Raw genomic sequence first — 24,417 nt, 5'->3', positions numbered from 1 at the left:
TCATGGCAAAAATTTTTGTAGAAGCCTATGGCTGTTCTGCTAGCTTTGCAGATTCCGAAATGATTTCAGGGTTAATTGTTAATGGAGGACATACGTTAGCAACGAATTCAACAGAATCAGATCTTAACCTAATTGTTACCTGCTCAGTTAAAGATACAACTGCAAATAAAATGATGTACAGAATAAAATCATTAAAAACAAAACCACTAATTGTTGCAGGGTGTCTACCAAAAGCTGAAAAAGAAAATGTTGAAAAATTTTCAGAAAATGCAAGTTTACTTGGCCCAAGTTCATTAGGTAAAACATTAGAAGTAATCAATTCCACATTAGGAGGTAGAAAGCAAATAGCCCTAGAGGATTCAGATTTATCAAAAGTGGGATTGCCAAAAGTTAGACTAAATCCAACTGTTGGAATCGTAGAAATTGCAAGTGGATGTATGAGCGAATGTACATTTTGTCAAACCAAATTATCAAAGGGGGATCTTTCAAGTTATAGATTAGGAGACATAGTAAGACAAGTTCAAACAGAAATTAAAGAAGGATGTAAAGAAGTTTGGCTGACATCAACAGATAACGGATGTTATGGATTAGACATAGGAACAGATTTACCTTCATTGGTAAATTCAGTTACAGAAATTCCAGAAGACTTTATGATAAGAGTTGGGATGATGAATCCAATGTATATGCCAAGAATCAAAGAAAAATTAATTGAGTCATATGATAACAAAAAGGTTTTCAAATTTTTACATATTCCAGTTCAAAGTGGAAGTGATAAGGTACTAAACGATATGAAAAGAGGACATACTTCTCAAACATTTAGAGAAATTGTAAAAATGACAAAAGAGAAATTTACAAATTTCACAATTTCCACAGACATAATTGTAGGATTTCCATCAGAAACAGAAGAAGACTTTCAAAAAACTATTCAATTGTTAGATGAAACAAAACCAGATGTTGTCAATTTATCAAAGTACAGTGCTAGACCTGGAACTGATGCTGCAGAATTAAAACAAATCGATGCATCAGAAGTTAAAAGAAGAAGTAAAGTTATTTTTGATCAGATCAACAATATATCCCTAGAAAGTAATAAAAAATGGATCGGATGGAAAGGCAAAGTATTGTTTGACGAAAAAACAGAAGAAGGAATCAAGGGAAGAAACTATGCTTACAAACCTATTGCAGTTGATGAGGAAGTCAAAATTGGAGATTCACATACAGTTGAAATCACTGATGCTACCAGAAAAAGGCTAATTGGGAAGATCGCAAGCTAAATTTTTTCGATCTAAAATTTGATAAAAAAAACGTAAGAAGGTTTTTTATGTAAATCTGAGAATAATATTAGAATGAGTTTTCAAGTAAAAGAACCAGTGCTAGTTATAGGATTAGGCGGAGCAGGCTCAAAGTTGGCAAACCAAGCAAAAGATGCCCTAAATTCAGATTGCCTAGTAATTAGTAACGATTCAAAAGATTGTTTATCAAATAGTGATTCAATTCACATATCTACAGATTCAATAATTAATCCATCAGTTCAATTGATCAGAGGTTCAGCATACAAAAAATCCGAATATATCAAATCTAAGATTTCACAGTACTCCACAGTTGTTTTAATGAGTAATTTAGCAGGAAAAGCAGGTGCAGCAATAGCTCCAGTCATCTCAGAGATATGTAAAGATACAGACAAAGGCTTAATCACATTTGCAATAATGCCATTCAAATATGAAAAAGAGAAAATATTCAATTCAGGAATTTCATTAAAAAGAGTTAGAGAAGATTCACAATGTACAATTGTATTAGATAATGATTCACTATTGGAAAGTAATCCAGATTTAACTCCCAAAACATGCTACAGTATTGCCAACTCAGCAATAATGCATGTAGTAAAATCACTTGAAGCAACTGAAATAGAGTCAAAAACAAATATTCTGACAACAAGTAAAGATGGACAAGATATGGAGGAATCTCTAAGAGATTCATTAAAAATGCTATACGAAAATGCACCACCAAATACCATAAAAAGTTCAATTTTGTATGTTGCAGGAGGAGAAAACATCCCAGTAGGAGTAATCAATTCAATTAAAAACATCTCAAATGGAATCACAAATCAATCAAGTTCACAAATTAACATGTCATCATCAGATGAATCCAAAGTAGTAATGCTATCATCAGTACAAACAATGACAAAATTTGATAATTATGATCCATTAGCAATGATACCAAAAGAACAAACACTTGATTGGGATACTCCAGATTGCAGCATAGATTGTAAATTAGATCTATATCAATTAGAATAAATTATTTTCACAAATTCCAAAAATTATTTGTTAATTTAAAACACCATTGTCGTCTTTTGAGTCAGAGGAGACAATTGCTTTCATTTGTGAAGTATCAGAACAAGTTTTTCTAAATCCAATATTGTGCTCTAAAATTCTAACCATTCCATATCGTCTATATCCCTGAATGGATTCATCATATTCCTTTTCATGAACTGTTAAAACAACAGCTTTGACTTTTTTACTACATGTTTTACAATAAACAAAGATCTCAGGCATATTTTATTTTACTAGAAAATACCTGAACTTAAAATTTGACTTATTTTGAGACTAATGCCAAAAAACAAGAAAATATGGAAAAGAAATGAGTCCATTATTCTCCAACATTCAATTCTGCAAATGAGGGCATTTTCTTGTTAAAATTACTAAGTGAAAAAAATATTTAAGTTTGATCTAATCATGGTCAAAAAAACACAGAAGAACATAAATCAAAGAAAAACATGATAGATCAATGAAAAATGAACTGACAAATACTATCGAAAAGAAGGTATTTTGTTTCATTATGGATTTGCCAGAATCCAGTTCAAACAAAAAAACAGAATCTAAAATGAAGAATCATGAAATAGACGATCATTATTCATTTTAGACAAACTAATTTTATTAGAATTAAGAAAATTTTAATTTTTATTCTTTAGATGGTGCTTCTTCTTTAGCTGGTGCTTCTTCTTTAGCTGGTGCTTCTTCTTTAGCTGGTGCTTCTTCTTTAGCTGGTGCTTCTTCTTTAGCTGGTGCTTCTTCTTTAGCTGGTGCTTCTTCTTTAGCTGGTGCTTCTTCTACAACATCTTCAACTTTTTTATTTTCCTTTGCAGGACTGGCAGCTGATTCCACATCATCAGTAAATGGAGTTACAAGAACATAACCTTCATCGGTTTTACTCATTCTAACTTTAATTTTTCTTGGAGGACTACGAACACCTCTAGCCCAAATTTGATGAGATAACTCTTCATCAATTTTGATGGTTTCCACCTTCATATGATGTTGGGCAAATTCTTTAATCATATTGATAGCTCTTACTGCTCGATGTTGTGATTGTGAAAGTAATACTTTGCCTAACGGAATTGTATAAACACGTTCTAATTCTTGTGACAATTATCCAACCTCCACATCTGTTGATCTCCAAGCTCTACGTTTTGGATTAGTTCTAACAGTTCTGTTAGTTTTTAGTATAATCCAAGCTGGTACTGCAGTAGCCTGCTTTGTTTTTTTTAGCAGACGAATTTTTCTTGGAGAGGACTTGCGTGCAGCCATAGTTTTTCAGGCACGAAGAGCTCTTTTTAAATGAATCTCAATGTATTCTCAATTTGTTTTAATATTCTAGCTGAAGCACCCCAAACAATCTGTTTTTGATACTCAAAGGTATACATTTCATTCATTAAGTTATGACTAGGATCGCTATCTTTTGCAACAGTTTGTAGAAATGGGTTTAATGGAATATGAAGAATTTTCTCAACTTCAGAATTAGTTACAAGAGGAGGGATTTGTTTTAACATAGATACAAACGGTAAAATTAGAAATCCAGTAGTCAGAGTCTTGACAGGATTTAATTGACCAATTATCTCATTTTTTGAGACATTTAATCCAATTTCTTCGCTTGTTTCACGTAATGCAGTATCTAAAAGATTAGAATCATTTACATCAAGTTTTCCACCAGGAAATGAAATTTCGCCTGCATGAAATTTCATACTTTTTGGTTTTTCAGTCATAATGATTACCGGAGTTTCACCATAAATTACAACTAGAACAGCAGCTAATTTACAATCCATGTCAGATTGTATTTCTGGATTTATAGGGGTAGATAAAATAGATTTTAATTTATCAAAATGCATAATATTTTCCTACAATTACACAGAGGTTTTAGTATTCAAAGGTTTTAACCAAGTGTAGAAAAAATAAAAATATGACAATTAGATATGAAGCAAATCCACCCAAAATTCTACCAAATATTAACAAGAATGAATCTATTGAAAAATTTGTAGAAAAAATTAAAACAATATCTAAAAAATGTGATGCAATTCACTTAACTGAAAATGTGTTAGGGCATGAAAGAGTATCACCATTAGAAATTGGGAAAATTTTGAAAAAAGAAATACCAGATCATCCGATTACAGTAAGCCTAAGAGTCAGAGACAAAAATGAGGAAGAAATTAAAAAATTTGTAGAAACTTGTATTGTTACAAATATTGAAGGAATTTTGATACTTATGGGTGATCCATCACAATCAAAATCACAAGATTTAGGTCTAATTCCCAGTGCAGTAGTATCAAATTTGAAAAAAAAATACGGAGCAAAAATTGATTTGTATCTTTCAATATCAAATAAACCAAATTTCCTAAAAATTGGAAAAAAAATTAAAGCAAATCCCAAAGGATTCATGACTCAAGTGATTCAAAACATTCAACAAGTGCAAAATCTTTCAGATAATCTAAAAGAATTTTCTATTATTCCAATCATATTATTTCCATCAGAAAAAAATCAAAAATCAGCAGATTTTTTGGGATTGAATTTAGAGGAATACAATAATGAATTTCATAAATTAGTTACTGAAACATACAAAATTACAGAAGATATTCTAATTACATCACCAAATGATTTTAATGGATTAAGAGAGTATTTAGAAAAAAACTGGTAACTAAATTACAAAATATTGTGCATTTGGATGATGAATAACAATGGCTGCAGTAGATTGTTCAGGAATGATTTGGCCAGATTCAGTAATAGTCATTCCAGATTTCTCAGGTTGCAATAATTTCCACACTAAATGATGTTGAGACACATCAGGGCAACTAGGAAATCCCCAACTATATCTCAAACCGCCTTTATCTAACTCTAATTCAGATTTAATTTTTACATTAACCCATTGTGCTAAAGCTTCTGCTAATTCAACAGCTAGTCCGTGAAGATAGTACGCATCAGAGTATTTATCCTCATCATTCCATTTTTCAAGGACATCTGCAACCTTTGTTCCAACAGTTACAGATTGGAATGCAACAATATCATCATCTCCAAAATAATCAGTCAAACACAGATGTTCAGGACGAGTAGATCGTGGAAAATCAAATTCAACATCATCTCCAGAAGGATTTTCAACCAATAATTTTTGTCCATTATTATGACATTTGAAATATCCATACACAATTTCAGGTTCAATTAATTTATCTCGTAGTAATTTCATTTTCCATTCAGTAAGTAATTGTTCATGTTCCTCTTCAGATTCAGAACCTGCTTTTCCACGCAATCCCCAAGATAATTTGAATAAAGATTTTTTATCAATCATTGTCCAAACTTCCGCCATATTGATTTGATCCAATTTCAAACGAATGGGTTTACCAATTATTTTTGGAGTAGGGGGAGTTACAGGTTGGACGTTACTTCTTGGAAGAGTGGATGGATCAACATCGGTGTTTGATTTCTCCTTCCAATTTTCTAATTTTGTCTTCCATTCTTCCAAAAGTTTTGGTTTGTCATCAGAAATTAAGGTATCCATAGTTTTTAGGCCCTCAAACATTGTATTACAATAAAACACACCAGGATCATAAATTCCACCATCTTTAGCGATTCGATTAATGTAATTACTGTTAATTGCAGCTCCTCCACAAAGAATTGGAACAGTCATGTTATTTTTTCGGGCATGTTCAACAAAAAATTGCATTTGTTTAGAAGTTGAAACCAATAATGCAGATAAACCGATAGCATCAGGTTTTACCTCATCAATTTTTTCTAAGAATTTTTGAAGCGGAACTTGTTTTCCTAAATCATATACAGAATATCCATTATTTTGAAAAATTGTTTTAACCAAATTTTTTCCAATATCATGAACGTCACCATAAACTGTTCCTAAAACAAGTTTACCCTTACTAGTTCCTTCTTCCTTGACTAGATATTTTTCAAGTTCCCCAACAGAGGCCTTCATACATTCAGCAGATTTTAAAACAAATGGTAAAATTAATTCGCCTGCTCCAAACTTATCACCTACTTCTTTCATTGCAGGTAGTAAATCTTCATTGAGAGTCTTGATAGCTCCAGCATGAGTCACATCTTTAGGAAGATCTAGGCTCAATATTCCATCTTTATCTAAAATTAAGTCAGTTTTTCCAAGTTTATCAGCAATTGCACAAACAACATCATTTTGAATTCCATCTTTGAGTCTATTTACAATTCTAAAATTAGCTCGTTTCCCAGGAGGCCACGAAGGATCAACATCAACTTTTTTTACATTATTACTGGTTTGAGGTCCTGCCTTTTCAAAATAAGAAATTAATTCAGATAAAGCGTCAGGATAAGTATTAAAAATTAAATCCTCAGCTAATTTTTTTTCTTTAGAATCAATTTCACCATAAGGAATAATTTCTTTAGCATTTACTATTGCAGAATCCAATCCTACTTTAACTGCATGATGTAAAAATACAGAATTAACAATTTTTCTAGCATAAGGCATCAATCCAAAACTAATGTTACTTAATCCCAAAGTAGTAAAACAATTGGGAAATTTTTCTTTTACAAGACTTATTCCTTCCAAAGTATTTTTACCAGCATCAAGAAATTCATCCTCACCAGTTGCTAAAGTAAATGTAAGTACATCAAAAATAAATTGTTCAATTTTTAATCCATAATTTTTACCGGTTTCATAAAGTAATTCTGCAGTATCTAGTTTTTGTTGAGGAGTTTTTGCCATTCCATTTGGACCGATGCATAAAGCTATTGCAGGTAGCCCATACTTTGCCATTACGGGAGCTAGTTTTTCAAATCTACTACCATCCCCCTCTAAATTAATAGAATTGATAATGGGTCTACCAGGAATTTGATTAACAGAAGATGCAATTACTTCGGGATCAGTTGAATCAATTACTAAAGGAGCATCTATTTCTAAACTTAATTTTTTGACCAAAGTTAACATAAATTCACGTTCATCAGAACGTTCAGTTGTAGCAACACAAACATCCAAACAATGTGCTCCATCTTCAGCTTGAATTCGTGCCAAGTCAACTAAACCATCAAAATCATCAGCAAGAACCAATTTTTTGGCTTTTCTAGAACCTTGAGTGTTTATTCGTTCTCCAATAATCAAAGGTGCAGGGATTTGTTTAAGATCAACTGCTTTTAATGCAGAACTTACTCTTGGAACAGTCATACTCTAAAATCACATCAGTTTTTCTAAATACTTAACCCTTGATAGAACTGGCTTTTTCGTCAATAATTTTTCGTAAAGACTGAATATGTTCAGGATTTGTGCCACAACATCCACCAATTATTCTAACTTTGTTGTATTGATCAATAAAATCACCCAAGGCATCAGCCATTTTTTCAGGAGTCATTTTGTAAACAGCTTTACCTCCTTGATTTTCAGGCATTCCAGCATTTGGAACTACCAAAAGATTATGTTCATTTTGTTCATCTAACCATTGAACGCTAGGGTTCATTTCAATAGGACCAGTAGAGCAATTTAATCCAAAAACATCAATTCCCATATCAGATACGGTGGTGTATGCAGATTGAATGTTAGTACCAAGTAACATTTTTCCATATTGATCAAGTGTAGTATTAGAAATAATTGCAACCTTCTTTCCAGTTTTAGACATTGCATTATGACATGCCTCAATTACTAATTTAACTTCCAAAATATCCTGACTTGTTTCAATTAACAATGCATCAACACCACCAAGAATTAATCCTTCAGCTTGTAATTCAAAAGCTTCACGGATTTCATCAAGAGGTTTTTGGCCTAAATCAGGGTCATCAGAACTTGGCAAATATCCAGTTGGACCCATAGAACCAATTACAAATCTAGTAGTATCAGAATATTCAGCACAAACTTCGGATGCCAATAGAGCAATTTTTTTATTGAAATCAACTGTTTGATCACCAAAACCATATTCATCTAATTTTATTTTATTTGAACCAAAAGAATTTGTTTCAATGCAATCAGCACCAGCATCTAAATAATTTCTATGAATTTGTTTTATCCAATCAGGATGAGTTAAGATTAAACCATCATTAAATCCGTCTTGATTGTTTGGGAAATCTTCAGGAGCAGGATCATATTTTTGAATTTCAGTTCCCATAGCTCCATCAAAGAGTAAAATTCTATTTTTTAATGCATCTAAGAAAGATTCCTTTTCAGTCAACAATTTTAAAAAATATTTGGGCAGTTTAACTCTTTTCAGATAAAGAAAGGAACCAGACTCAAATGTACACGTATGTTGAAATTAGGTGAAAATGGAATTTTTGTATATTTATGTCAAAGTTACAGATCAACAACTTAGTTCGTATTGCTACATTTTTTCAACATGCAGGGATTTCCATTGTATTTGTATTCATGCCAATTATTGGAAAAGGAGTTACTGATTCCATTTTTGAAATTGGGTTATTGATAGCATCATTTAGTTTTGCACAAATTCTGTCAGAAATTTATTTTGGGAGATATTCAGATAAGAAAGGAACCAGACTCAAATTTATCAGAATTGGATTCATAGGGTGCGCCATAGCATTTGGATTGCATTATTTTGCCGATGATCTAACTTTATTATTCCTAGTAAGAATTGCTGCTGGAATAGCAAGTGGAATAATGATTCCAGCAATGATTGCTTATACATATGAAGCAAATATTGATAAAAAAAGAGCAGCAACGGTCATTTCATTTCATGCTTTAGGTTGGTTAGCAGGAATAGCTGCAGCTGGAATAGCAAGTGATCTTAGATTAATTTTCTTAATCAGTGCTGCATCATTTGTAATTGGTCTGATTTTTACAATTAAACTTCCAAACCCAGAACAAAAAAAAGAGATTGAACCGGGAACAACAAAATTAGTTATTTTAAAAAATAAATTCCTATTTTTATCATTATTACTAAGACATATTGGTGCTGCAGCTGTATGGACAATTCTTCCGATAATGATTGTTGAAAGGTGGGGAGGAGATTTGTACCATATTTCTATAGTGTATGTTGCCAATACACTGACAGCATTTATCTTGATGAATGTAATGGCAAGTAAAATTCATCTTTCAAATGTTACAAAATTCAAAATAGGGATTGGGTTTACAACTTTTGTCTTTATCGGATTATCATTTGTTACAGAATGGTGGATGGCAATGCCATTCATGTCATTAGTAGGTGCAACATGGGCATTTTTGTTTATTGGAGGAAACTTTCACCTAATGGAAAACAATCCACGTTCAACATCAACTGGCATATTTAGTTCAACACTATCAATTTCAACGGTAATAGGGCCAATCATTGCAGGAAGTATTGCATTCATGTTTGACTATGTTGCTGTAATGTATTTTGCAATTATAATAATAATTGGTGCATTTTTGGTTTCATTAAAAATTGGTAAATAGGATTTATCGTAATCCCCATCGAGACATTACTTTATTTTCTAAACGTTTGAAGATCACTCCATCAATGATCAAACCAATTAACATAATGACAACCATTATTCCAATTACTTGAGATACATCATTGAGTGAACGTCCAGCATTGAGTAAAAATCCCAATCCCAAAAAGGAGAATAAAATTTCAGCTCCTATCACGCCCCTCCATGCAAAAGCCCAACCTTGTTTAAATCCAGAAATCATGTACGGAAAAGCAGCAGGAATGAGCACAGAAGTAACTAATTGAGTTCCTTTAGCACCCATATTTCTTGCAGCCTCGATAAAATGAGGATCAATATTCTTGACTCCGGTATAGGTGTTAATGGTAACAGCAAAAATGGCTCCAATAGCAGTAACAAAAATTATTCCACCATCAGTTAAACCAAACCAAAGAATACCTAAGGGTACCCAAGCGATTGAAGGAATAGATTGCAATCCCAAAACTAGGGAACCTACTGTCTGATTAATTACTTCGATTCGTGCCATAAAAATTCCTAAAACAATTCCACCAGCTATTGCAATTGCCAATCCAATGGATAATCTCCACATACTAGTAGCAATACCATAAAACAAACTTCCATCTGCACCACCATAAAACAAATCTTCAGCTACTTCATATGGTGAAGGAAAAATATTATCAGGCCATATTCCAGCCATAGCAATTACTTGCCATAAAACAATAATTCCAACGTAAAATGCAATTCTATGAGGAGTAAAATTTTTTGCCATAATCATCACTCGATGTTTTTCTTTACCTCAGGTCGCAATTCTAGTAAAATATCTTGTTGAAATTTTGTCAATGATTCATCTTCAGCTGTTCTAGGTCTAGGAAAATCATTTTTAAATTCTTTTTTAATTATAGATGGTCTATTACTAAATACTGCAACTTTGGTTCCAAGAACTGCAGCTTCTGCAACATTATGTGTAACAAATAAAATAGTTTTTTTTGTTTTTTCCCAAATTAATTGCATTTCAACTAATAACAAATCCCGAGTTTGTGCATCAAGAGCTGCAAAAGGTTCATCCATAAGTAAAACATCAGGATCCATTACAAGAGCTCTAGCAATAGCTACACGTTGTTTCATTCCAGTTGAAAGTTGATAAGTATATGAATCTGCGAACTTTGTTAATTGCATCATATCAAGATATCTGTGAGATATTTTTGCACGTTCTTCTTTAGAAATTCCAGCCATTTTCAATCCAAATTCAACATTGTCTTGAACCTTCAACCAAGGAAACAATGCACCTTCTTGAAAGACCATGATTCTTTCAGGTCCGGTTTCACTAACAGGATGACCATCAAAAATTATTTGACCATCATCAGGTTTTTCCAATCCAGCAACTATACGTAAAAAAGTAGATTTTCCACATCCCGAAGGTCCAACTAAACATACAAAATCACCAGATTCAATTTTTAAATTTACACCTCCTAGTGCGGTTAGTTTATGAGAATCATGGCTGAAATATTTTACAATATTTTTTGCCTCTAATTTGGTCATCTATGTATCCTCTCCATAGTTAGAATTTGAATCAATAGTGTAAAAAATTTCAGATAAATCATATCCATTTCTTCCTAAATATCCTAAAGCATCAGCTTTTTCAGCAAAAGAATAAACAGAATTACTTACAGGGTCTGATGTTATTTCAAGATTAGACAATGAAATGTCAACAACATTATCAGATAAAGATTGACCCAAATGAGATTTTAAAAAACTGTTAAAAATATTTCTAGTTTCAATAGGATTATTGTTAATCCAATTTACTGTTTGTTGATGTGATAATAGAAAATTAGATATTATTTCTGGGTTTTTTTCTGCATAATTAGAATTTACAATTAGTAAAACTGAAGCAAATTGTTTGTTAGGCCATAAATCTTCTTCAAAAAATAATCTATTTCCACCCAATTCAGTTTCTAAAATTGTTGCCCAAGGTTCTGCAACCCATGCACCATCAATTTCACCTTTAACAAATAATGTGTAAATATCAGGATTTGAAATATTATAAACTACTACAGAACCACCTTTTTCAGCGGGTTTCAAATTATTTTCAGATAAATAATGTCGCAAAGAAACATCCTGAGTATTTCCAATTTGTGGTGCAGCAATTTTTTTACCAACAAAGTCAGATGCAGAATTTATTTCAGAATTAGGATGTACAATGAAACTTGCACCACCACTAGCAGCACCAGATAAAATTTTAATATTTTTATTTTCAGAATTTAAGAATCCATTAATTGCAGGTCCAGGTCCAACATATGCGATATCTACAGAATTTGCAAAAAGTGATTCAATTACTTGTGGTCCACTATCAAAAATTCTGCTTTCAATTTCAGTATCAGAATCAATTTTTTCTAAGAAAAATCCTTTTTCAATTCCTACAATAGGAATAACATGTCCAACATTTGGAAAATATGCAATTCTTAGATTATTTTCATTTAATTTTTCATTTGAATTTAATACGATTGCTGCAATAGAACCTAGTATAATTACTGCAATGCCTACTGACAGTATCATTTTAACGGACATAAAACAGCGTTATATTCGGCGGTTAAATAATCATCGAATTTTAGCTCAAGCTAGTCGTAATTTTTTGTAAAAAAATGGAAAAATGGGCACAACACAAAAGATAAATTCCAAAATGCTACGGAAATATTGTTTTATGACTCAAAAAGGAATTTTAGCATTCTCAGGAGGATTAGATACATCAGTTGTTGTGAAATACTTGCAAGAAGAACACGACATGGAAGTAATCACAGTTACTGTGGATGTAGGTCAAGGGGATGATGCAAAAAAAATTGCAACAAAAGCAAAAAAATTAGGAGTTAAAAAACACTACAATATCGATGCAAGAAAAGAATTTGTTGATGATTACATATTCCCAGCAATTAAAGCAAATGCACTTTATCAAAAAAAATATTGTTTAGCAACAGCTCTTGCAAGACCATTAATTGCAGAAAAAGTTTTAGAGATTGCAAAAAAAGAAAAAGTTACTTCGTTAGCACACGGTTGTTCAGGTAAAGGAAATGATCAAGTGCGTTTTGATATTACATTACGTTCAGGTTCGGATCTTCCAATTATTGCACCAATTCGTGATAAAAATTTAGATAGAGATACAGAATTAAAATTTGCAAATAAACACGGAATTGAAATTGATTCAGTTGCTAAAAAATTTAGTATTGATCAGAATTTATGGGGACGTGCAATTGAAGGAGGAGTTTTAGAAGATCCATATAACGAACCACCAGATGATGCTTTCATTTGGGTTAAAACAAAAGACTTACCAGATAAACCAACTTATCTAGAAATTAAATTCGATAAAGGAGTACCAATAGAAGTGGATGGGAAAGTAAAAGGTTCTCAAAAAATAATTGAATACATCAACAAAAAAGCTGGTGCAGCAGGTGTTGGAATAATAGATCATATTGAAGATAGAGTTGTGGGAATTAAATCACGTGAAGTCTATGAAACACCGGCAGCTACTTGTCTAATTGAAGCACATGCAGATTTAGAAAAAATGGTACATACAAAACACGAAAATAAATTTAAATCAATTATTGACGATGAATGGTCTCATTTAGTGTATTCAGGACTTTGGCAAGATCCACTTAAAACAGATCTAGATGGTTTTATTGAAAAATCACAAAAACCAGTTTCAGGTACTGTCAAATTGAAATTATATAAAGGAAGTTTAAGAGTCGTAGGAAGAAAATCAAAAAATTCATTGTACAGTCACGATATTGCCACTTATGGGGTAGAATCCACATTTGACCAAAGATTAGCCAAAGGATTCGTTGAATTATGGGGAATCCAATCAACGGAAGCTAATAAATTACAAAAGAAAAGGAAATCAAAAACATGAACTGTCCAGAATGTGACGCAAAACTCAATATCCCAGAAGATGCCGCAGTAGGAGAAATAGTCTCTTGTGCTGATTGTGGAGCTGATTATGAGATTTCTAAAAAAGAAGGATCAAACATTGAGCTCAAAGAAGCAGAAAGCGTAGGCGAAGACTGGGGAGAGTAATGTCAAAAATCAGCATTGTTTTTGACCGTTTAAGAACGGAAGAAAAAATGCTCCAAAAGGAAGCCGCCGAATTAGGACATTCCACAGAAATGTTGGATGCCAAAATTACACAAATCAATACAGATACTAAAAAAGAGGATTTAGATTTAGGCGATGTAGTTTTAGAGAGATGTGTTAGTTATTTCAGAGGTCTTCATTTTACATCAGCTTTAGAATTTTTAGATATTCCAGTATTAAACAAATTTGATGTTGCAAGTATTTGTGGAAACAAAATGTTCATGACACTATTATTGAAAAAAAATAATATCCCAACACCTAAAACATATTTTTCATTTTCAAGTGAAAGTGCATCTGAGAATTTAGAAAATGTAGGATATCCATTAGTTATCAAACCAGTAATTGGTAGTTGGGGAAGAGGAGTAATGGCAATTAAAGATAAGGACACGATGGATGGAATTGTAGAAGTAAGAGAAATTACGGATAGTCCACATGATAGAATTTATTATTTACAAGAAGTTGTTAAAAGACCTCCAAGAGATATCAGAATAATTACAATAGGAGATCAACCAATTGCAGGAATGTATAGAAAATCATCAGGTGGATTTAAAACAAATATTGCTTTAGGTGCAGACCCTGAAATTTGTGAGATTACAAAAGAAATGGAAGAGATGGCAATTAAAGCATCAAAAGCTATGGGAGGAGGAATTTTAGGAATAGATATGATGGAAGATGAAGAAAAAGGAATAGTAGTTCACGAAGTAAATAATACAGTAGAATTCAAAGGATTAGCAAAAGTTGCTAAAAGAAACATACCAAGAGAAATGATTGAATTTGCCTTAGATTATGCCAGAAAATAATTCAGATGTACATAAAATATTTTAAAAAATAAAATCATCTAGGAAAATAAAATATTACTGCAACACCAATCAAGACCACAACAGAACCAATGATTTCAAATTTATCAGGTTTTTTCTTATCTATCCAATAACCCCAGAATAAAGAGGATATCACAAAAAATCCACCGTATGCAGCATATACTTTTCCAAAATTTTCAGGCTGAAAAGTCATGATTATACCATATGAAAATAAAATTAATCCCCCAACTAATCCAAGAATTTTTCCTTGATGATTTTTTAACCATCTCCAAATTAAATATCCACCTGTTATTTCCAATAAAGCTGCAAAAAAGAAAAGTCCCAAAGAACTTATTGTGTCAATCAAATTTTTTCTCCTTTTCTAGGAATATAGAAAATTATTAAAATTCCAATTACCGCAATTATTGTTCCAATTATTTCATATTGGTCAGGGATTATTCCATCAATTAACCATCCCCAAAAAACAGACATTACAATAAACACGCCACCGTATGCAGCATAGATCCTATGAAAATGAGTTTTTTGAAATGTTGGAACTACACCGTAAAGAAATAAGACAAATCCACCTAATGCACCCAACATCCAACTAAAGTCATGTCTTAACCACAACCATACAAGGTAACCACCACCAATTTCCAACAATCCAGCAATTACAAATAGAAAAATAGAAGTTAAGATAGTTTTAGGAAACATAATAGTTACAATTATTTCCAAATGTAAGAATAAAAAGTTGCATTAAAAAACATCATTAATCTTTAAAAATTCAAAAATAAAAAATATAAAAAATCATTAATTCTTTTTTAATTTTGATAATAATGCAGAATAAATGAAGGGCAAAATTGTTGTTACTTCTGCATGCAATGTAGCTTGTCGTGCAATTTTTGTAACCTTTCCCCATGAAATTGCCTCTCTAACTAATGCTCCACTTAAACTACCATCAAATTCTTGTGCAGTTGTAATATAGAATGCATAATCTAATCCCTCTCGATATTGATTCCACCACAAAGTATGATGTTTTGAAATTCCACCACCAATCATAAATGCTCCAGATTTTTCTGCTTTGAAAATATAACCTGAAAGTAAATTTGCATCTCCAACCAAATTTAATTTAAAATCACTATGATTTTGTGTAAACATCCAGATTTGACTTCCAACTGCACCATCCATGATTCCAGGTACTACTACACTAATGTCATTTTTGTATGCCCAGTAAAGAAAAGAATCCTCACCCATATGTTTTCCAATCATTTTACAAATTTCTGCAGTTGACATTTCTTTTACACCATTGTTGTATTCTTCTTCAAGAAATGATTGCATTTTTTCTTCAATAAGTGGACCATAGTTATCCATGGGTACTAAGACATTACCTAATCGATGAATATTTTGATCAGCCAATTCATTATCATCCATTGTGAATGAACCTTCATGATATTTTGAGAAATGTTTTGCAATATCATGATCTAACGCACCACATGTTGTAATTGCCACATCAAACCATTTGTTTTTGATCATATCTTTTATTATTCCTCTTAATCCGGTTGAAACAACTGCACCTACAAATGAAACAAATTTCAAACATTTTTCATCAGAAATCATTTTGGTTAAAATATCCAATCCATCTGAAAGATTCACAGATTCAAAACCACCAGATTGGGATAATTCTTCAAAGATTTTTTCAATTGAAGTATTTGAATCAATTTCAATATCTTTCACAGGACGACCTATCTCAACCATAAGAGCATATTTGTCAGACTTCCTATAAATTTATTTTAAAAATAGAAATTTTATGAAATAAGATTAAAAAATTTCCAGATATAGCCTCTGTTTAAATAAAAAAATTCAACAATCAAGGTTCAATATAACAAGATAAATTATACTACTTTTGATGAGATTTATCATGAAAGTAGGAGTTGTAGGAGCATCAGGATATGTAGGGGGAGAAACACTTCGTCTTCTTGTAAACCACCCTGAGGTTGAGATCACCACAGTAACTTCAAGACAACATGTTGGCGAATATCTACACAGAGTTCAACCTAGTTTGAAAGGATTCACAGATCTAACCTTTTCGGAGTTAGATTACGACAAATTAACTGATAATTGTGATGTAGTATTCACAGCAGTGCCCCATGGAACTGCAACAGAAATTGTAAAAGCATTATACGATAGAGGAATCAAGATAATCGACTTAAGTGCAGATTATAGATTACATAATCAAGAAGCATATGATAAATGGTATGGTTGGACACACCCACATCCAGATTATTTAGAAAAGTCAGTTTTTGGTGTTCCAGAATTACATAGAGAAGAAATTAAAAAAGCACAACTTGTTTCTTGTCCAGGATGTATGGCAGTAACATCAACACTGGCACTTGCACCATTAATTAAAAATGACCTCATTGATACAGATCACATAATTGTAGATTCAAAAATTGGTTCATCTGGTGCAGGTTCAGGTTCAGGAACAGCACATGCAATGCGTGCAGGAGTAATCAGACCATACAAACCAGCAAAACACAGACACACAGGTGAAATTGAACAAGAGTTAAGTGAAATTGCAGGAAGTAAAATCAAAGTATCAATGAGTCCACATGCAGTGGATGTTGTTAGAGGAATTTTATGTACAAACCACACATTTTTGAAAAAAGATATGGAACAAAAAGAATTATGGAAAATATATCGTGAAGCTTATGGTGATGAAAAATTTATCAGATTAATTAGAGATAAAAAAGGACTTTACAAATTCCCAGATCCAAAATTCTTAGTAGGTTCAAACTTTTGTGATATTGGATTTGATTTTGATGAAGATAATAATAGATTAATTGCTTTGTCAGCATCAGATAATTTAATGAAAGGTGCAGCAGGTTCTGCAATTCAAAACATGAATGTTATGTGTGGTTTTGATGAAATGAGTGGATTAAGATATACTCCATTAACTCCGGTTTAGAAATGATTACGATTAAAATTGGCGGAAGTGTTGTAGATGATTTACATCAATCAACAATTTCAGACATTAAAAAAATTGCAGAAACGGAAGGCATCATAATTGTTCATGGTGGAGGAAAAGAAGTTACAAAAGTATGTGAACAATTGGGAAAAGAACCTAAATTTGTAACTTCACCGAGTGGAATTAAAAGTCGATATACAGACAAGGAAACTGCGGAAATTTTTACCATGGTTATGTCAGGTAGAATTAATAAAACAATTGTCCAGATGCTTCAAAAAAATGGAATTAATGCAATTGGGTTATCAGGTGTAGATGCGAGAGTCATTGAAGCCGACAGAAAAAAGAAACTCATAATCATGAATGAAAAGGGCAGAAAACAAGCAATTGATGGAGGATATACAGGAAAAATTAAGAATGTAAATTCAGAATTTATAAAATCATTATTAGAAAAAGGACTAACACCAGTTATTTCTCCAATTGCAATTAGTGAGGAATCAGAATTTCTTAACATAGATGGAGACAGGGCTGCGGCATATGTGGCTGGAAGTGTAAAAAGTGACAAAGTATTATTCATAACAAACGTAGACGGACTATTAATGGAAGATAAAGTTGTTCCAAAATTAACATTAGCTGAAGCAAAAGAAATTAGACCTAAAATAGGTCCAGGTATGGAAAAAAAGATTTTAGCTTCAACTGAAGCACTAGATATGGGTGTAAAACAAGCTTTTATTGCAAATGGTCAAAAAGAGAATCCTATTTCAACAGCTATTGCACACGATAATTGTACGGTGATTGAACATGAGTGAAGATCAACATATGGGTAATCTCTATCAGAGATTTCCAGTTACAATTGAAAAAGGTGTGGATGCACATGTATGGGACATAGAAGGAAAAGAGTATATCGATTGTATGGGAGGATATGGTGTCGCATTAGTTGGACATCAAAATCAAAGAGTTAACAAAGCAATAAAAGAACAAGTTGATAAAATAATTACAGTACATAGTTCATTATACAATAAAACACGAGAAGGATTTTTGAAAAAACTTATCGAAATAGCTCCAGAAGGATTAACACAAGTACATCTAAACAATAGTGGTGCAGAAGCCGTTGAAGCTGCAATGAAATTTGCAAGAAAGTTTACTGGAAAGAAAGGAATGGTTGCAATGAAAGGATCATATCATGGAAAATCATTTGGAGCATTGTCATTAACATTTAATCCAAAATATAGAAAAGCATTTGCACCATTGGTTGAAAAAGTTACTTTTGCATCATTTGGAGATATGGATTCGCTACGTTCTGCTATTGATGAAGATACAGCTTTAATTATTTTAGAACCAATTCAGGGTGAAAGTGGTATTGTAGTTGCCCCAGACGGATTTTTACAAGAAGTTAGAAAATTATGTGATGAAAAAGGAATCTTATTAGTTTTTGACGAAATTCAAGCAGGATTAGGAAGAACAGGACGATTATGGGCTGGCGAACACTGGAATACAGTTCCAGATATCTTATGTTTGGCAAAAGGAATTGCAGGAGGAGTGCCAATGGGTGCTACATTAGTTAAACCAGGTATTTTAGCTGCCATAAGTAAAGGAGAACACTCATCAACATTTGGAGGTAATCCAATATCTTGTGCAGCAGGAATTGCAGCACTAACATCATTAACAGAAGATGGCTTAATTGAAAATTCCAAAAAAATGGGAGAAATTTTTAGAGAAGGGTTGGAAAAATTAAAAGAAAAACACACAATGATCAGAGAAGTAAGAGGAAAAGGACTAATGATTGGAGTTGAAATGAAATTTGAAGTAAAAGATATTTTGATGGGATTAATTGAAGAAGGTGTTTTAATGTTGTACTCAGGACGAAATATTCTCAGAATATTACCACCTTTAGTAATTAAAGAAGAGGATGTAACAAAAGTTTTACATGCTTTAGATGTTGTATTAACTAAAGAGGAAGAAAAGAGAAATGTATAAGGATAAAATAGATGAAAAAATAATAGGATATCTTAAAGAGGATTCAAGAGAATCATTTGTAGATATTGGGAAAAAACTTAAACTTTCAGAATCAGCAGTTAGACGAAGGGTTAAAAATTTAGTAGACAGTAAAACAATTAGTAAATTTACAATTGAAATTGGAGAAGATAATGTTACAAGTGCAATTGTTTTAGTATCAGTCGATTCTGCTACAGACACATCAAAAGTTTCAGCAAAACTTGCTAAACTAGAAGGAGTAAAAACAGTTTATGAAATAACAGGACAATACGATATTACAACAATAATGAGTGGTTCAAGTATTGCAGAAATTAATAACAGTATTGATGCTTTAAGAAAAATTTCTGGAGTAGTAGATACCAATACTGTAATAATTTTAAGAAAAGTTGCGTAAAACGAGTTTCGTTTCAAAAATTTAATTCAAAACTAATTTAGGATCAATTAAAAATATTTCCAACGAAAATAGTACGAATATGTTTATATCATCAATTTTGTTTAACGAATTTAGTAATGAAAGATCCGAATCACTATGCAAATATCTACAATGCATATGAAAAAAATCCAAAAAAAATTAGAGTATTAGATAGTACATTAAGAGAAGGTGAACAACATCCAGGTGTTTCATTTACAAATAAACAAAGAATTCAGATTGCATGGATGTTAGATTATTTTGGAGTTGATCAAATTGAAATTTCTCCAGTAGTCTCAAAAGATCATCAAGAAGCAACTAAAACAATTATCAAACAAGGATTAACAGCAGATATAGTTTCACATGGTCGTGCACTTAAACAAGACATTGATGTTTCATTAGATTGTGATGCAAAATGGTGTGCAGCATATTTAGGAATATCAGACATACATCTTAAAGATAAACTTCGAATATCAAGAGAAGAAGCATTAGAAAGAGCTGTAGAAACTGTAGAATATGCAAAATCACATGGATTAAAAATTAGATTTACAGTAGAAGATGGTAGCAGAGCAGAACCAGAATTTTTACTTAAAGTTTGTAAAGCAATTGAAGAAGCAGGAGTAGATAGAATAAGTCTACCAGATACAGTAGGAATTTTACGTCCAATTGGAATGTTTAACTTTGTAAAGAAAGTTAGAGAAGTAGTAGATGTACCATTAGATGCACATGTACATAATGATATAGGATTTGCTGTTGCAAATGCATTTTCAGCTTGTGATGCAGGTGTTGATCAAATTCATACAACTATTGATGGAATTGGTGAAAGAACAGGAATTCCACCACTTGCAGAAGTAGCAGTAGCATTGACTTACTTGTATAAATCACCAAATGATTTTAGATTAGATATGCTATTGGATTTATCAAAACTAATTGAAGATTATACAGAAATCAAACCGTATGATTCAAAACCAATTGTTGGTTCAGCTGCATACAAACACAAAGCAGGCACACACCTTGCAGCAATTCTACGCAATCCAGCAGCATATGAGCCAATTCCACCAAGAGCTGTAGGAAATAGGAGACGAATTGTATTTGGAGAATTAGCAGGAAAAACAGGTGCAGCTTATTTGATGTCATTATTAGGATTAGAAAAAGACGACATAGGTGCAAAAGCAGTTGCATCAGGGCTAAAAAATCTCAGAATGGGAGATCTAATAGAAATCCCACTTGAAGATAGACTCGAAAAAAAGATTATTGAAGATAAATAAAGAGGAGAAATGAATAAGAATTATGTCAAAATGTGAAGAATGTGATGCAGATATCTCAATACCAAGTGATGCACTTGAAGGAGAAATTGTAACATGTCCCGAATGTGGCGCAAGTTTTGAATTAGCAAAAGGTTCAGATGGTTTTGATCTAAAGCCTGCTCAAACAGTTGGCGAGGATTGGGGCCAGTGAATCCTGATGTTACAATTCTTTACGATTCCATACGTTGGGAAGAAAAAGCTCTACTAGAAGCAGGTAAAAAAAAGGACATCAACATACAGATGGTTGATTGTAAAAAACTTGCTTTAGATTTAGAAAAAAAACCCGAAGATTACGGAGTAGTTATTCAACGATGTGTGAGTTATTACAGAAATTTACATTCAACAGCAGCTCTTGAAGGAATGGGAGTTAAAGTAATCAATTGTTTAAACACAGGAGTTTTTGCAGGAAATAAATTATTCACACATATGTTACTAAAAAAATCAGGTGTTCCAACACCAGATGCAACAGTGGCATTTTCAAAGGATGCAGCTATTCAAGCATTAGAAACAGATGGATATCCAAAAGTTATAAAACCAACAGTCGGTAGTTGGGGCAGGTTAATTTCAAAACTAAATGACAAAGATTCAGCAGAAGGAATTATTGAAAGTAGAGAAACTATGTATCCAATTTACCAAATTCATTATTTAGAAGAATTTGTAAAAAGACCTCCAAGAGATATCAGAGCTATTATGGTAGGAGACAAAATAGTTGCTGCAATATATAGAAAATCAGAACATTGGAAAACAAACATGGCATTAGGTGGAATTGCTGAACCATGCAAAGTTACACAAGAAATGGAAGAAATGTGTATCAAAGCAAAACAAGCTGTACAAGGAGATATTGTAGGTGTAGATTTAATGGAAAGTGAAGAAAAAGGGTTAGTGGTTCATGAAGTTAACAATACAACAGAATACAAAAACACTGTAAGAGTATGTGACGTAGACATACCTTCTCTAATGCTGGATTACGCAATGAAAGTAGAACGATAAAGTTGAACACCCATTTCACGGTAACACCAAAATTTGCAACAAAAATGCTGGAAAAAGCACTTCGACTATACACACCATCACTTAGTGAAAGACCAATGGCAGAATTTTTAGCTGATAAATGCGATGATTTAGGATTTGAAGATATACAAATTGATGAAGTTGGGAACATTATTGCAAAGAAAGGTTCAGGTTCACCAAAAATCATGTTATGTGGACATATGGATGTAGTTCCAGGAAAAGTTAAAGTCAGAAAAGAAGGAGATTCACTTTATGGTCGCGGTGCTTCTGATGCCAAAGCACCATTAATGGCAATGCTTTTTGCAGCTGCATCAATTGAAAAAAATCAAGGGACTGTTACTTTTGTAGGAGCTGTGGACGAAGAAGGAAATGCAGTAGGAATTAAAAATATTGTAAAAAAGAAAATGGATATAGATTATGCAGTATTTGGAGAACCAAGTGGAATCAAACAAGTGACAATTGCTTACAAAGGAAGATTAGCAATCAAACTAAAAATTAGTGCTGCAGATAGTTCTCATGCTAGTGCGCCATGGCTTTCAAAAAACGCAATTGAAGAATCAATGATATTTGTTAAAAAATTAAAAGAAAAACTAGAAGCTAATCAAGAAGATAAGACAAAAGGAATGTTGTTAACAGCAACAATGACAGAAATTAAAGGAGGAACAAGTCATAATATTACCCCCAAAGAATGTGAAACTCTTTTTGACATCAGAATTCCAGTAGATATGAATTGTAAAAGCATTGAACAAAAAATTGCAACACTAGTTAAAGAAATCTCTCAAGAAAGAGAAGTAGATGCATTTTATTCAATTTTAGATGAGACTGAACCATTTGAAGCACCTCATAATTCATCATTAGTAAGAGCATTTACTTTAGGAATTATGCAAGTGGAGAAATCAAGACCAACATTAATTCGAAAAACAGGTACTGGAGACATGAATGTTTTAGGAAATCAGTGGGAAATTCCAGTTGTAACATATGGTCCAGGAGATCCTCACGAAGCACATACAATTGATGAAAAAGTTTCGATTGAGGAATATCTTAAAGGAATAGAAATTTTCAAAGCTACTCTACAGCATTTAAAAAGGCTACATGATAAAAAATTGCAATAATGTTATCGTTTGTAGGTTTAGGAATATCAGGGTTTGAATCAATCCCTATTGAAGGATTAGAAACAATTTCAACTGCAGACATTGTGTATTTAGAACAATTTACTAGTCCCATTAGCGAATCAGATTTAAAAAAAATTCAAGATTCAATCAAAGGTGAATTCAAGCTGGCTAAAAGATGGTTAGTTGAAGATGGAAATGAAATTTTAGAAATGTCAAAAGAAAAAAACGTGGTTTTATTAGCATACGGGGATCCATACATTGCAACAACACATATCGAATTAAGAGCAAGAGCAATTGAAAATAAAATTAAAACACATTCAATCCATGCTTCATCATCATTGACATCAATGATTGGAGAATGTGGTTTACATTTTTACAAAATTGGAAGAATTGCAACAATAATGAGTGAAATGAAATCACTTACAACACCATATTATGTAATTTATAAAAATTTGATTGAAGGTAATCACACAGTACTTTTGTTAGAATATAATCAAGACAAAAAATTTTTCTTGGATCCTAAGGATGCATTAAAAGGGTTATTGGAAACTGAGCAAGGTCAAACAAGAAATGTGATTACAGAATCAAATTATGTAATTATTGCATCAAGAATAGGTTTTAAAGATCAAGCAATTGTTTGTGGAAAAATATCTAGTTTGAAAGAAACAGATTTTGGAAAACCACCACATACAATCATCATTCCAGGTAGATTACATTTTACAGAATCAGATGCATTAAAATTATTTGGAAAATGTATTGATGAACCATTTGATAATTCTGAAAAAACAGAAAAAATTTCAAATCAAATGATGAAAAAATATGTGCCAATGGTTAGAGAAGCACTAGAAGAAATTGAACCGCTTTATAAAAATCAAAAAGAATTTGAAATAATTTTGGATAATGCTGAACGATACATTAAGGATGCAGAGATATTTCTAGGTGAAGGTCGAGATGAGAATGCGATTTTAAGCATTGGGTATGCTGATGGGTTAGTAGATGCACTAAGATTAGCAAAAGGCCTTGAATTTAAAATGTAATATTATCAATAAATT

Annotated in this window: 28 protein-coding genes; 16 read left to right on the top strand and 12 right to left on the bottom strand. The window is 32.2% G+C overall.

Annotation, left to right across the window (positions count from 1 at the left end):
• The first annotated feature begins 2 nt into the window (after nt 1–2).
• A complete protein-coding gene (locus tag NMSP_RS02045; protein ID WP_086907227.1) occupies nt 3–1,271 on the top strand; it encodes a tRNA (N(6)-L-threonylcarbamoyladenosine(37)-C(2))-methylthiotransferase in 1,269 nt (422 codons plus the stop codon).
• Between the two features lie 72 nt (nt 1,272–1,343).
• Entirely contained in the window at nt 1,344–2,291 is a 948-nt protein-coding gene (locus tag NMSP_RS02040) for an FtsZ/tubulin family protein (RefSeq protein WP_086907226.1), read from the top strand.
• Between the two features lie 30 nt (nt 2,292–2,321).
• On the opposite strand, the gene NMSP_RS02035 is transcribed toward NMSP_RS02040, so the two are convergent.
• The 4 genes from NMSP_RS02035 to NMSP_RS02020 form a co-directional block, all read right to left on the bottom strand.
• Complete coding sequence (locus NMSP_RS02035; protein WP_086907225.1) at nt 2,322–2,549, bottom strand: hypothetical protein; 228 nt, start codon at nt 2,547–2,549, stop codon at nt 2,322–2,324.
• Between the two features lie 405 nt (nt 2,550–2,954).
• Complete coding sequence (locus NMSP_RS02030; protein WP_086907224.1) at nt 2,955–3,419, bottom strand: 50S ribosomal protein L31e; 465 nt, start codon at nt 3,417–3,419, stop codon at nt 2,955–2,957.
• On the bottom strand, nt 3,420–3,578 hold the full coding sequence (locus tag NMSP_RS02025) for a 60S ribosomal protein L39 (RefSeq protein WP_086907223.1): 159 nt from the start codon (nt 3,576–3,578) through the stop codon (nt 3,420–3,422).
• Between the two features lie 26 nt (nt 3,579–3,604).
• Entirely contained in the window at nt 3,605–4,156 is a 552-nt protein-coding gene (locus NMSP_RS02020; protein WP_086907222.1) for an NUDIX hydrolase, read from the bottom strand.
• A gap of 71 nt (nt 4,157–4,227) precedes the next feature.
• On the opposite strand from NMSP_RS02020, the gene NMSP_RS02015 reads away from it, so the two are divergent.
• On the top strand, nt 4,228–4,959 hold the full coding sequence (locus tag NMSP_RS02015; RefSeq protein ID WP_086907221.1) for a 5,10-methenyltetrahydrofolate synthetase: 732 nt from the start codon (nt 4,228–4,230) through the stop codon (nt 4,957–4,959).
• Here NMSP_RS02015 and NMSP_RS02010 read toward each other — a convergent pair whose 3' ends face one another.
• Together NMSP_RS02010 and NMSP_RS02005 are read right to left on the bottom strand one after the other, a co-directional pair.
• Nucleotides 4,960–7,458, bottom strand: a complete 2,499-nt coding sequence (locus NMSP_RS02010; RefSeq protein ID WP_086907220.1) for a dihydropteroate synthase — start codon at nt 7,456–7,458, stop codon at nt 4,960–4,962.
• Between the two features lie 31 nt (nt 7,459–7,489).
• Nucleotides 7,490–8,452, bottom strand: a complete 963-nt coding sequence (locus NMSP_RS02005) for a homocysteine S-methyltransferase family protein (RefSeq protein ID WP_086907219.1) — start codon at nt 8,450–8,452, stop codon at nt 7,490–7,492.
• 110 nt (nt 8,453–8,562) lie between these two features.
• Here NMSP_RS02005 and NMSP_RS02000 point away from each other — a divergent pair, with 110 nt between their 5' ends.
• Entirely contained in the window at nt 8,563–9,663 is a 1,101-nt protein-coding gene (locus tag NMSP_RS02000) for an MFS transporter (RefSeq protein WP_086907218.1), read from the top strand.
• A gap of 3 nt (nt 9,664–9,666) precedes the next feature.
• On the opposite strand, the gene NMSP_RS01995 is transcribed toward NMSP_RS02000, so the two are convergent.
• From NMSP_RS01995 to NMSP_RS01985, 3 genes are read right to left on the bottom strand one after another with little or no spacing between them, the layout of a single operon-like run.
• Complete coding sequence (locus NMSP_RS01995; protein ID WP_086908330.1) at nt 9,667–10,425, bottom strand: ABC transporter permease; 759 nt, start codon at nt 10,423–10,425, stop codon at nt 9,667–9,669.
• 5 nt (nt 10,426–10,430) lie between these two features.
• The gene (locus NMSP_RS01990) at nt 10,431–11,195 is read right to left on the bottom strand and encodes an ABC transporter ATP-binding protein (RefSeq protein ID WP_086907217.1); all 765 of its coding nucleotides are present in this window, start codon (nt 11,193–11,195) and stop codon (nt 10,431–10,433) included.
• The gene (locus NMSP_RS01985; RefSeq protein WP_086907216.1) at nt 11,196–12,221 is read right to left on the bottom strand and encodes an ABC transporter substrate-binding protein; all 1,026 of its coding nucleotides are present in this window, start codon (nt 12,219–12,221) and stop codon (nt 11,196–11,198) included.
• 133 nt (nt 12,222–12,354) lie between these two features.
• On the opposite strand from NMSP_RS01985, the gene NMSP_RS01980 reads away from it, so the two are divergent.
• Genes NMSP_RS01980 through lysX (NMSP_RS01970) form a run of 3 tightly spaced genes read left to right on the top strand, consistent with a single transcriptional unit; the run spans nt 12,355 to nt 14,575 of the window.
• Nucleotides 12,355–13,554, top strand: a complete 1,200-nt coding sequence (locus tag NMSP_RS01980) for an argininosuccinate synthase (RefSeq protein WP_086907215.1) — start codon at nt 12,355–12,357, stop codon at nt 13,552–13,554.
• Nucleotides 13,551–13,718, top strand: coding sequence for an alpha-aminoadipate/glutamate carrier protein LysW (lysW/argW, locus tag NMSP_RS01975; RefSeq protein WP_086907214.1), 168 nt, complete (start codon nt 13,551–13,553; stop codon nt 13,716–13,718). Before NMSP_RS01980 ends, lysW/argW (NMSP_RS01975) begins: the two co-directional genes overlap by 4 nt.
• The gene (lysX, locus tag NMSP_RS01970; protein ID WP_086907213.1) at nt 13,718–14,575 is read left to right on the top strand and encodes a lysine biosynthesis protein LysX; all 858 of its coding nucleotides are present in this window, start codon (nt 13,718–13,720) and stop codon (nt 14,573–14,575) included. Before lysW/argW (NMSP_RS01975) ends, lysX (NMSP_RS01970) begins: the two co-directional genes overlap by 1 nt.
• Before the next feature lie 34 nt (nt 14,576–14,609).
• Here lysX (NMSP_RS01970) and NMSP_RS01965 read toward each other — a convergent pair whose 3' ends face one another.
• The 3 genes from NMSP_RS01965 to NMSP_RS01955 all read right to left on the bottom strand — a co-directional run bounded on the left by NMSP_RS01965 (nt 14,610) and on the right by NMSP_RS01955 (nt 16,327).
• Entirely contained in the window at nt 14,610–14,939 is a 330-nt protein-coding gene (locus NMSP_RS01965; protein WP_086907212.1) for a YnfA family protein, read from the bottom strand.
• A complete protein-coding gene (locus NMSP_RS01960) occupies nt 14,936–15,286 on the bottom strand; it encodes a YnfA family protein (protein ID WP_086907211.1) in 351 nt (116 codons plus the stop codon). Before NMSP_RS01960 ends, NMSP_RS01965 begins: the two co-directional genes overlap by 4 nt.
• A gap of 96 nt (nt 15,287–15,382) precedes the next feature.
• Complete coding sequence (locus NMSP_RS01955) at nt 15,383–16,327, bottom strand: deoxyhypusine synthase (protein ID WP_086907210.1); 945 nt, start codon at nt 16,325–16,327, stop codon at nt 15,383–15,385.
• Between the two features lie 163 nt (nt 16,328–16,490).
• Between NMSP_RS01955 and argC the strand changes: the two genes are divergently transcribed.
• The 9 genes from argC (at nt 16,491) to dph5 (ending at nt 24,402) form a co-directional block, all read left to right on the top strand.
• Nucleotides 16,491–17,537, top strand: coding sequence for an N-acetyl-gamma-glutamyl-phosphate reductase (gene argC, locus NMSP_RS01950; protein WP_086907209.1), 1,047 nt, complete (start codon nt 16,491–16,493; stop codon nt 17,535–17,537).
• A 2-nt stretch (nt 17,538–17,539) separates the two neighbouring features.
• The gene (locus NMSP_RS01945; protein ID WP_086907208.1) at nt 17,540–18,343 is read left to right on the top strand and encodes a [LysW]-aminoadipate/[LysW]-glutamate kinase; all 804 of its coding nucleotides are present in this window, start codon (nt 17,540–17,542) and stop codon (nt 18,341–18,343) included.
• Complete coding sequence (locus NMSP_RS01940; protein WP_086907207.1) at nt 18,336–19,511, top strand: aspartate aminotransferase family protein; 1,176 nt, start codon at nt 18,336–18,338, stop codon at nt 19,509–19,511. The genes NMSP_RS01945 and NMSP_RS01940 overlap by 8 nt, the downstream gene beginning before the upstream one ends.
• Entirely contained in the window at nt 19,504–19,923 is a 420-nt protein-coding gene (locus NMSP_RS01935; protein WP_067958699.1) for an Lrp/AsnC family transcriptional regulator, read from the top strand. Before NMSP_RS01940 ends, NMSP_RS01935 begins: the two co-directional genes overlap by 8 nt.
• A gap of 116 nt (nt 19,924–20,039) precedes the next feature.
• Nucleotides 20,040–21,206: a LeuA family protein gene (locus NMSP_RS01930; RefSeq protein ID WP_086907206.1), complete on the top strand. Its 1,167-nt coding sequence runs from the start codon at nt 20,040–20,042 to the stop codon at nt 21,204–21,206.
• Between the two features lie 22 nt (nt 21,207–21,228).
• Nucleotides 21,229–21,396, top strand: coding sequence for an alpha-aminoadipate/glutamate carrier protein LysW (gene lysW/argW / locus NMSP_RS01925; protein ID WP_012215677.1), 168 nt, complete (start codon nt 21,229–21,231; stop codon nt 21,394–21,396).
• Entirely contained in the window at nt 21,393–22,235 is an 843-nt protein-coding gene (gene lysX, locus NMSP_RS01920) for a lysine biosynthesis protein LysX (RefSeq protein ID WP_086907205.1), read from the top strand. Before lysW/argW (NMSP_RS01925) ends, lysX (NMSP_RS01920) begins: the two co-directional genes overlap by 4 nt.
• Before the next feature lie 2 nt (nt 22,236–22,237).
• Complete coding sequence (locus tag NMSP_RS01915; RefSeq protein ID WP_086907204.1) at nt 22,238–23,365, top strand: M20/M25/M40 family metallo-hydrolase; 1,128 nt, start codon at nt 22,238–22,240, stop codon at nt 23,363–23,365.
• A complete protein-coding gene (gene dph5 / locus NMSP_RS01910) occupies nt 23,365–24,402 on the top strand; it encodes a diphthine synthase (RefSeq protein WP_086907203.1) in 1,038 nt (345 codons plus the stop codon). The genes NMSP_RS01915 and dph5 overlap by 1 nt, the downstream gene beginning before the upstream one ends.
• Nucleotides 24,403–24,417: the final 15 nt, after the last annotated feature.

The organism is Candidatus Nitrosomarinus catalina, from assembly GCF_002156965.1.
Classification (GTDB): domain Archaea; phylum Thermoproteota; class Nitrososphaeria; order Nitrososphaerales; family Nitrosopumilaceae; genus Nitrosopumilus; species Nitrosopumilus catalinensis.
This window is presented reverse-complemented; position numbering and strand designations above follow the sequence as displayed.

Bases quoted from the DNA above. Each gene is read 5' to 3' on its own strand.
- NMSP_RS01930 (WP_086907206.1), top strand. From the start codon at position 20,040: ATGAAAGATCCGAATCACTATGCAAATATCTACAATGCATATGAAAAA.
- NMSP_RS01935 (WP_067958699.1), top strand. From the start codon at position 19,504: ATGTATAAGGATAAAATAGATGAAAAAATAATAGGATATCTTAAAGAG.
- lysW/argW (WP_012215677.1), top strand. From the start codon at position 21,229: ATGTCAAAATGTGAAGAATGTGATGCAGATATCTCAATACCAAGTGAT.
- NMSP_RS02000 (WP_086907218.1), top strand. From the start codon at position 8,563: ATGTCAAAGTTACAGATCAACAACTTAGTTCGTATTGCTACATTTTTT.
- NMSP_RS02015 (WP_086907221.1), top strand. From the start codon at position 4,228: ATGACAATTAGATATGAAGCAAATCCACCCAAAATTCTACCAAATATT.
- NMSP_RS01990 (WP_086907217.1), bottom strand. From the start codon at position 11,195: ATGACCAAATTAGAGGCAAAAAATATTGTAAAATATTTCAGCCATGAT.
- NMSP_RS01945 (WP_086907208.1), top strand. From the start codon at position 17,540: ATGATTACGATTAAAATTGGCGGAAGTGTTGTAGATGATTTACATCAA.
- NMSP_RS01985 (WP_086907216.1), bottom strand. From the start codon at position 12,221: ATGTCCGTTAAAATGATACTGTCAGTAGGCATTGCAGTAATTATACTA.
- NMSP_RS02010 (WP_086907220.1), bottom strand. From the start codon at position 7,458: ATGACTGTTCCAAGAGTAAGTTCTGCATTAAAAGCAGTTGATCTTAAA.
- dph5 (WP_086907203.1), top strand. From the start codon at position 23,365: ATGTTATCGTTTGTAGGTTTAGGAATATCAGGGTTTGAATCAATCCCT.
- NMSP_RS01995 (WP_086908330.1), bottom strand. From the start codon at position 10,425: ATGGCAAAAAATTTTACTCCTCATAGAATTGCATTTTACGTTGGAATT.
- lysW/argW (WP_086907214.1), top strand. From the start codon at position 13,551: ATGAACTGTCCAGAATGTGACGCAAAACTCAATATCCCAGAAGATGCC.
- NMSP_RS02040 (WP_086907226.1), top strand. From the start codon at position 1,344: ATGAGTTTTCAAGTAAAAGAACCAGTGCTAGTTATAGGATTAGGCGGA.
- argC (WP_086907209.1), top strand. From the start codon at position 16,491: ATGAAAGTAGGAGTTGTAGGAGCATCAGGATATGTAGGGGGAGAAACA.
- lysX (WP_086907213.1), top strand. From the start codon at position 13,718: ATGTCAAAAATCAGCATTGTTTTTGACCGTTTAAGAACGGAAGAAAAA.
- NMSP_RS01980 (WP_086907215.1), top strand. From the start codon at position 12,355: ATGACTCAAAAAGGAATTTTAGCATTCTCAGGAGGATTAGATACATCA.
- NMSP_RS02025 (WP_086907223.1), bottom strand. From the start codon at position 3,578: ATGGCTGCACGCAAGTCCTCTCCAAGAAAAATTCGTCTGCTAAAAAAA.
- NMSP_RS01955 (WP_086907210.1), bottom strand. From the start codon at position 16,327: ATGGTTGAGATAGGTCGTCCTGTGAAAGATATTGAAATTGATTCAAAT.
- NMSP_RS02045 (WP_086907227.1), top strand. From the start codon at position 3: ATGGCAAAAATTTTTGTAGAAGCCTATGGCTGTTCTGCTAGCTTTGCA.
- NMSP_RS01940 (WP_086907207.1), top strand. From the start codon at position 18,336: ATGAGTGAAGATCAACATATGGGTAATCTCTATCAGAGATTTCCAGTT.
- NMSP_RS02020 (WP_086907222.1), bottom strand. From the start codon at position 4,156: ATGCATTTTGATAAATTAAAATCTATTTTATCTACCCCTATAAATCCA.
- NMSP_RS02035 (WP_086907225.1), bottom strand. From the start codon at position 2,549: ATGCCTGAGATCTTTGTTTATTGTAAAACATGTAGTAAAAAAGTCAAA.
- NMSP_RS01960 (WP_086907211.1), bottom strand. From the start codon at position 15,286: ATGTTTCCTAAAACTATCTTAACTTCTATTTTTCTATTTGTAATTGCT.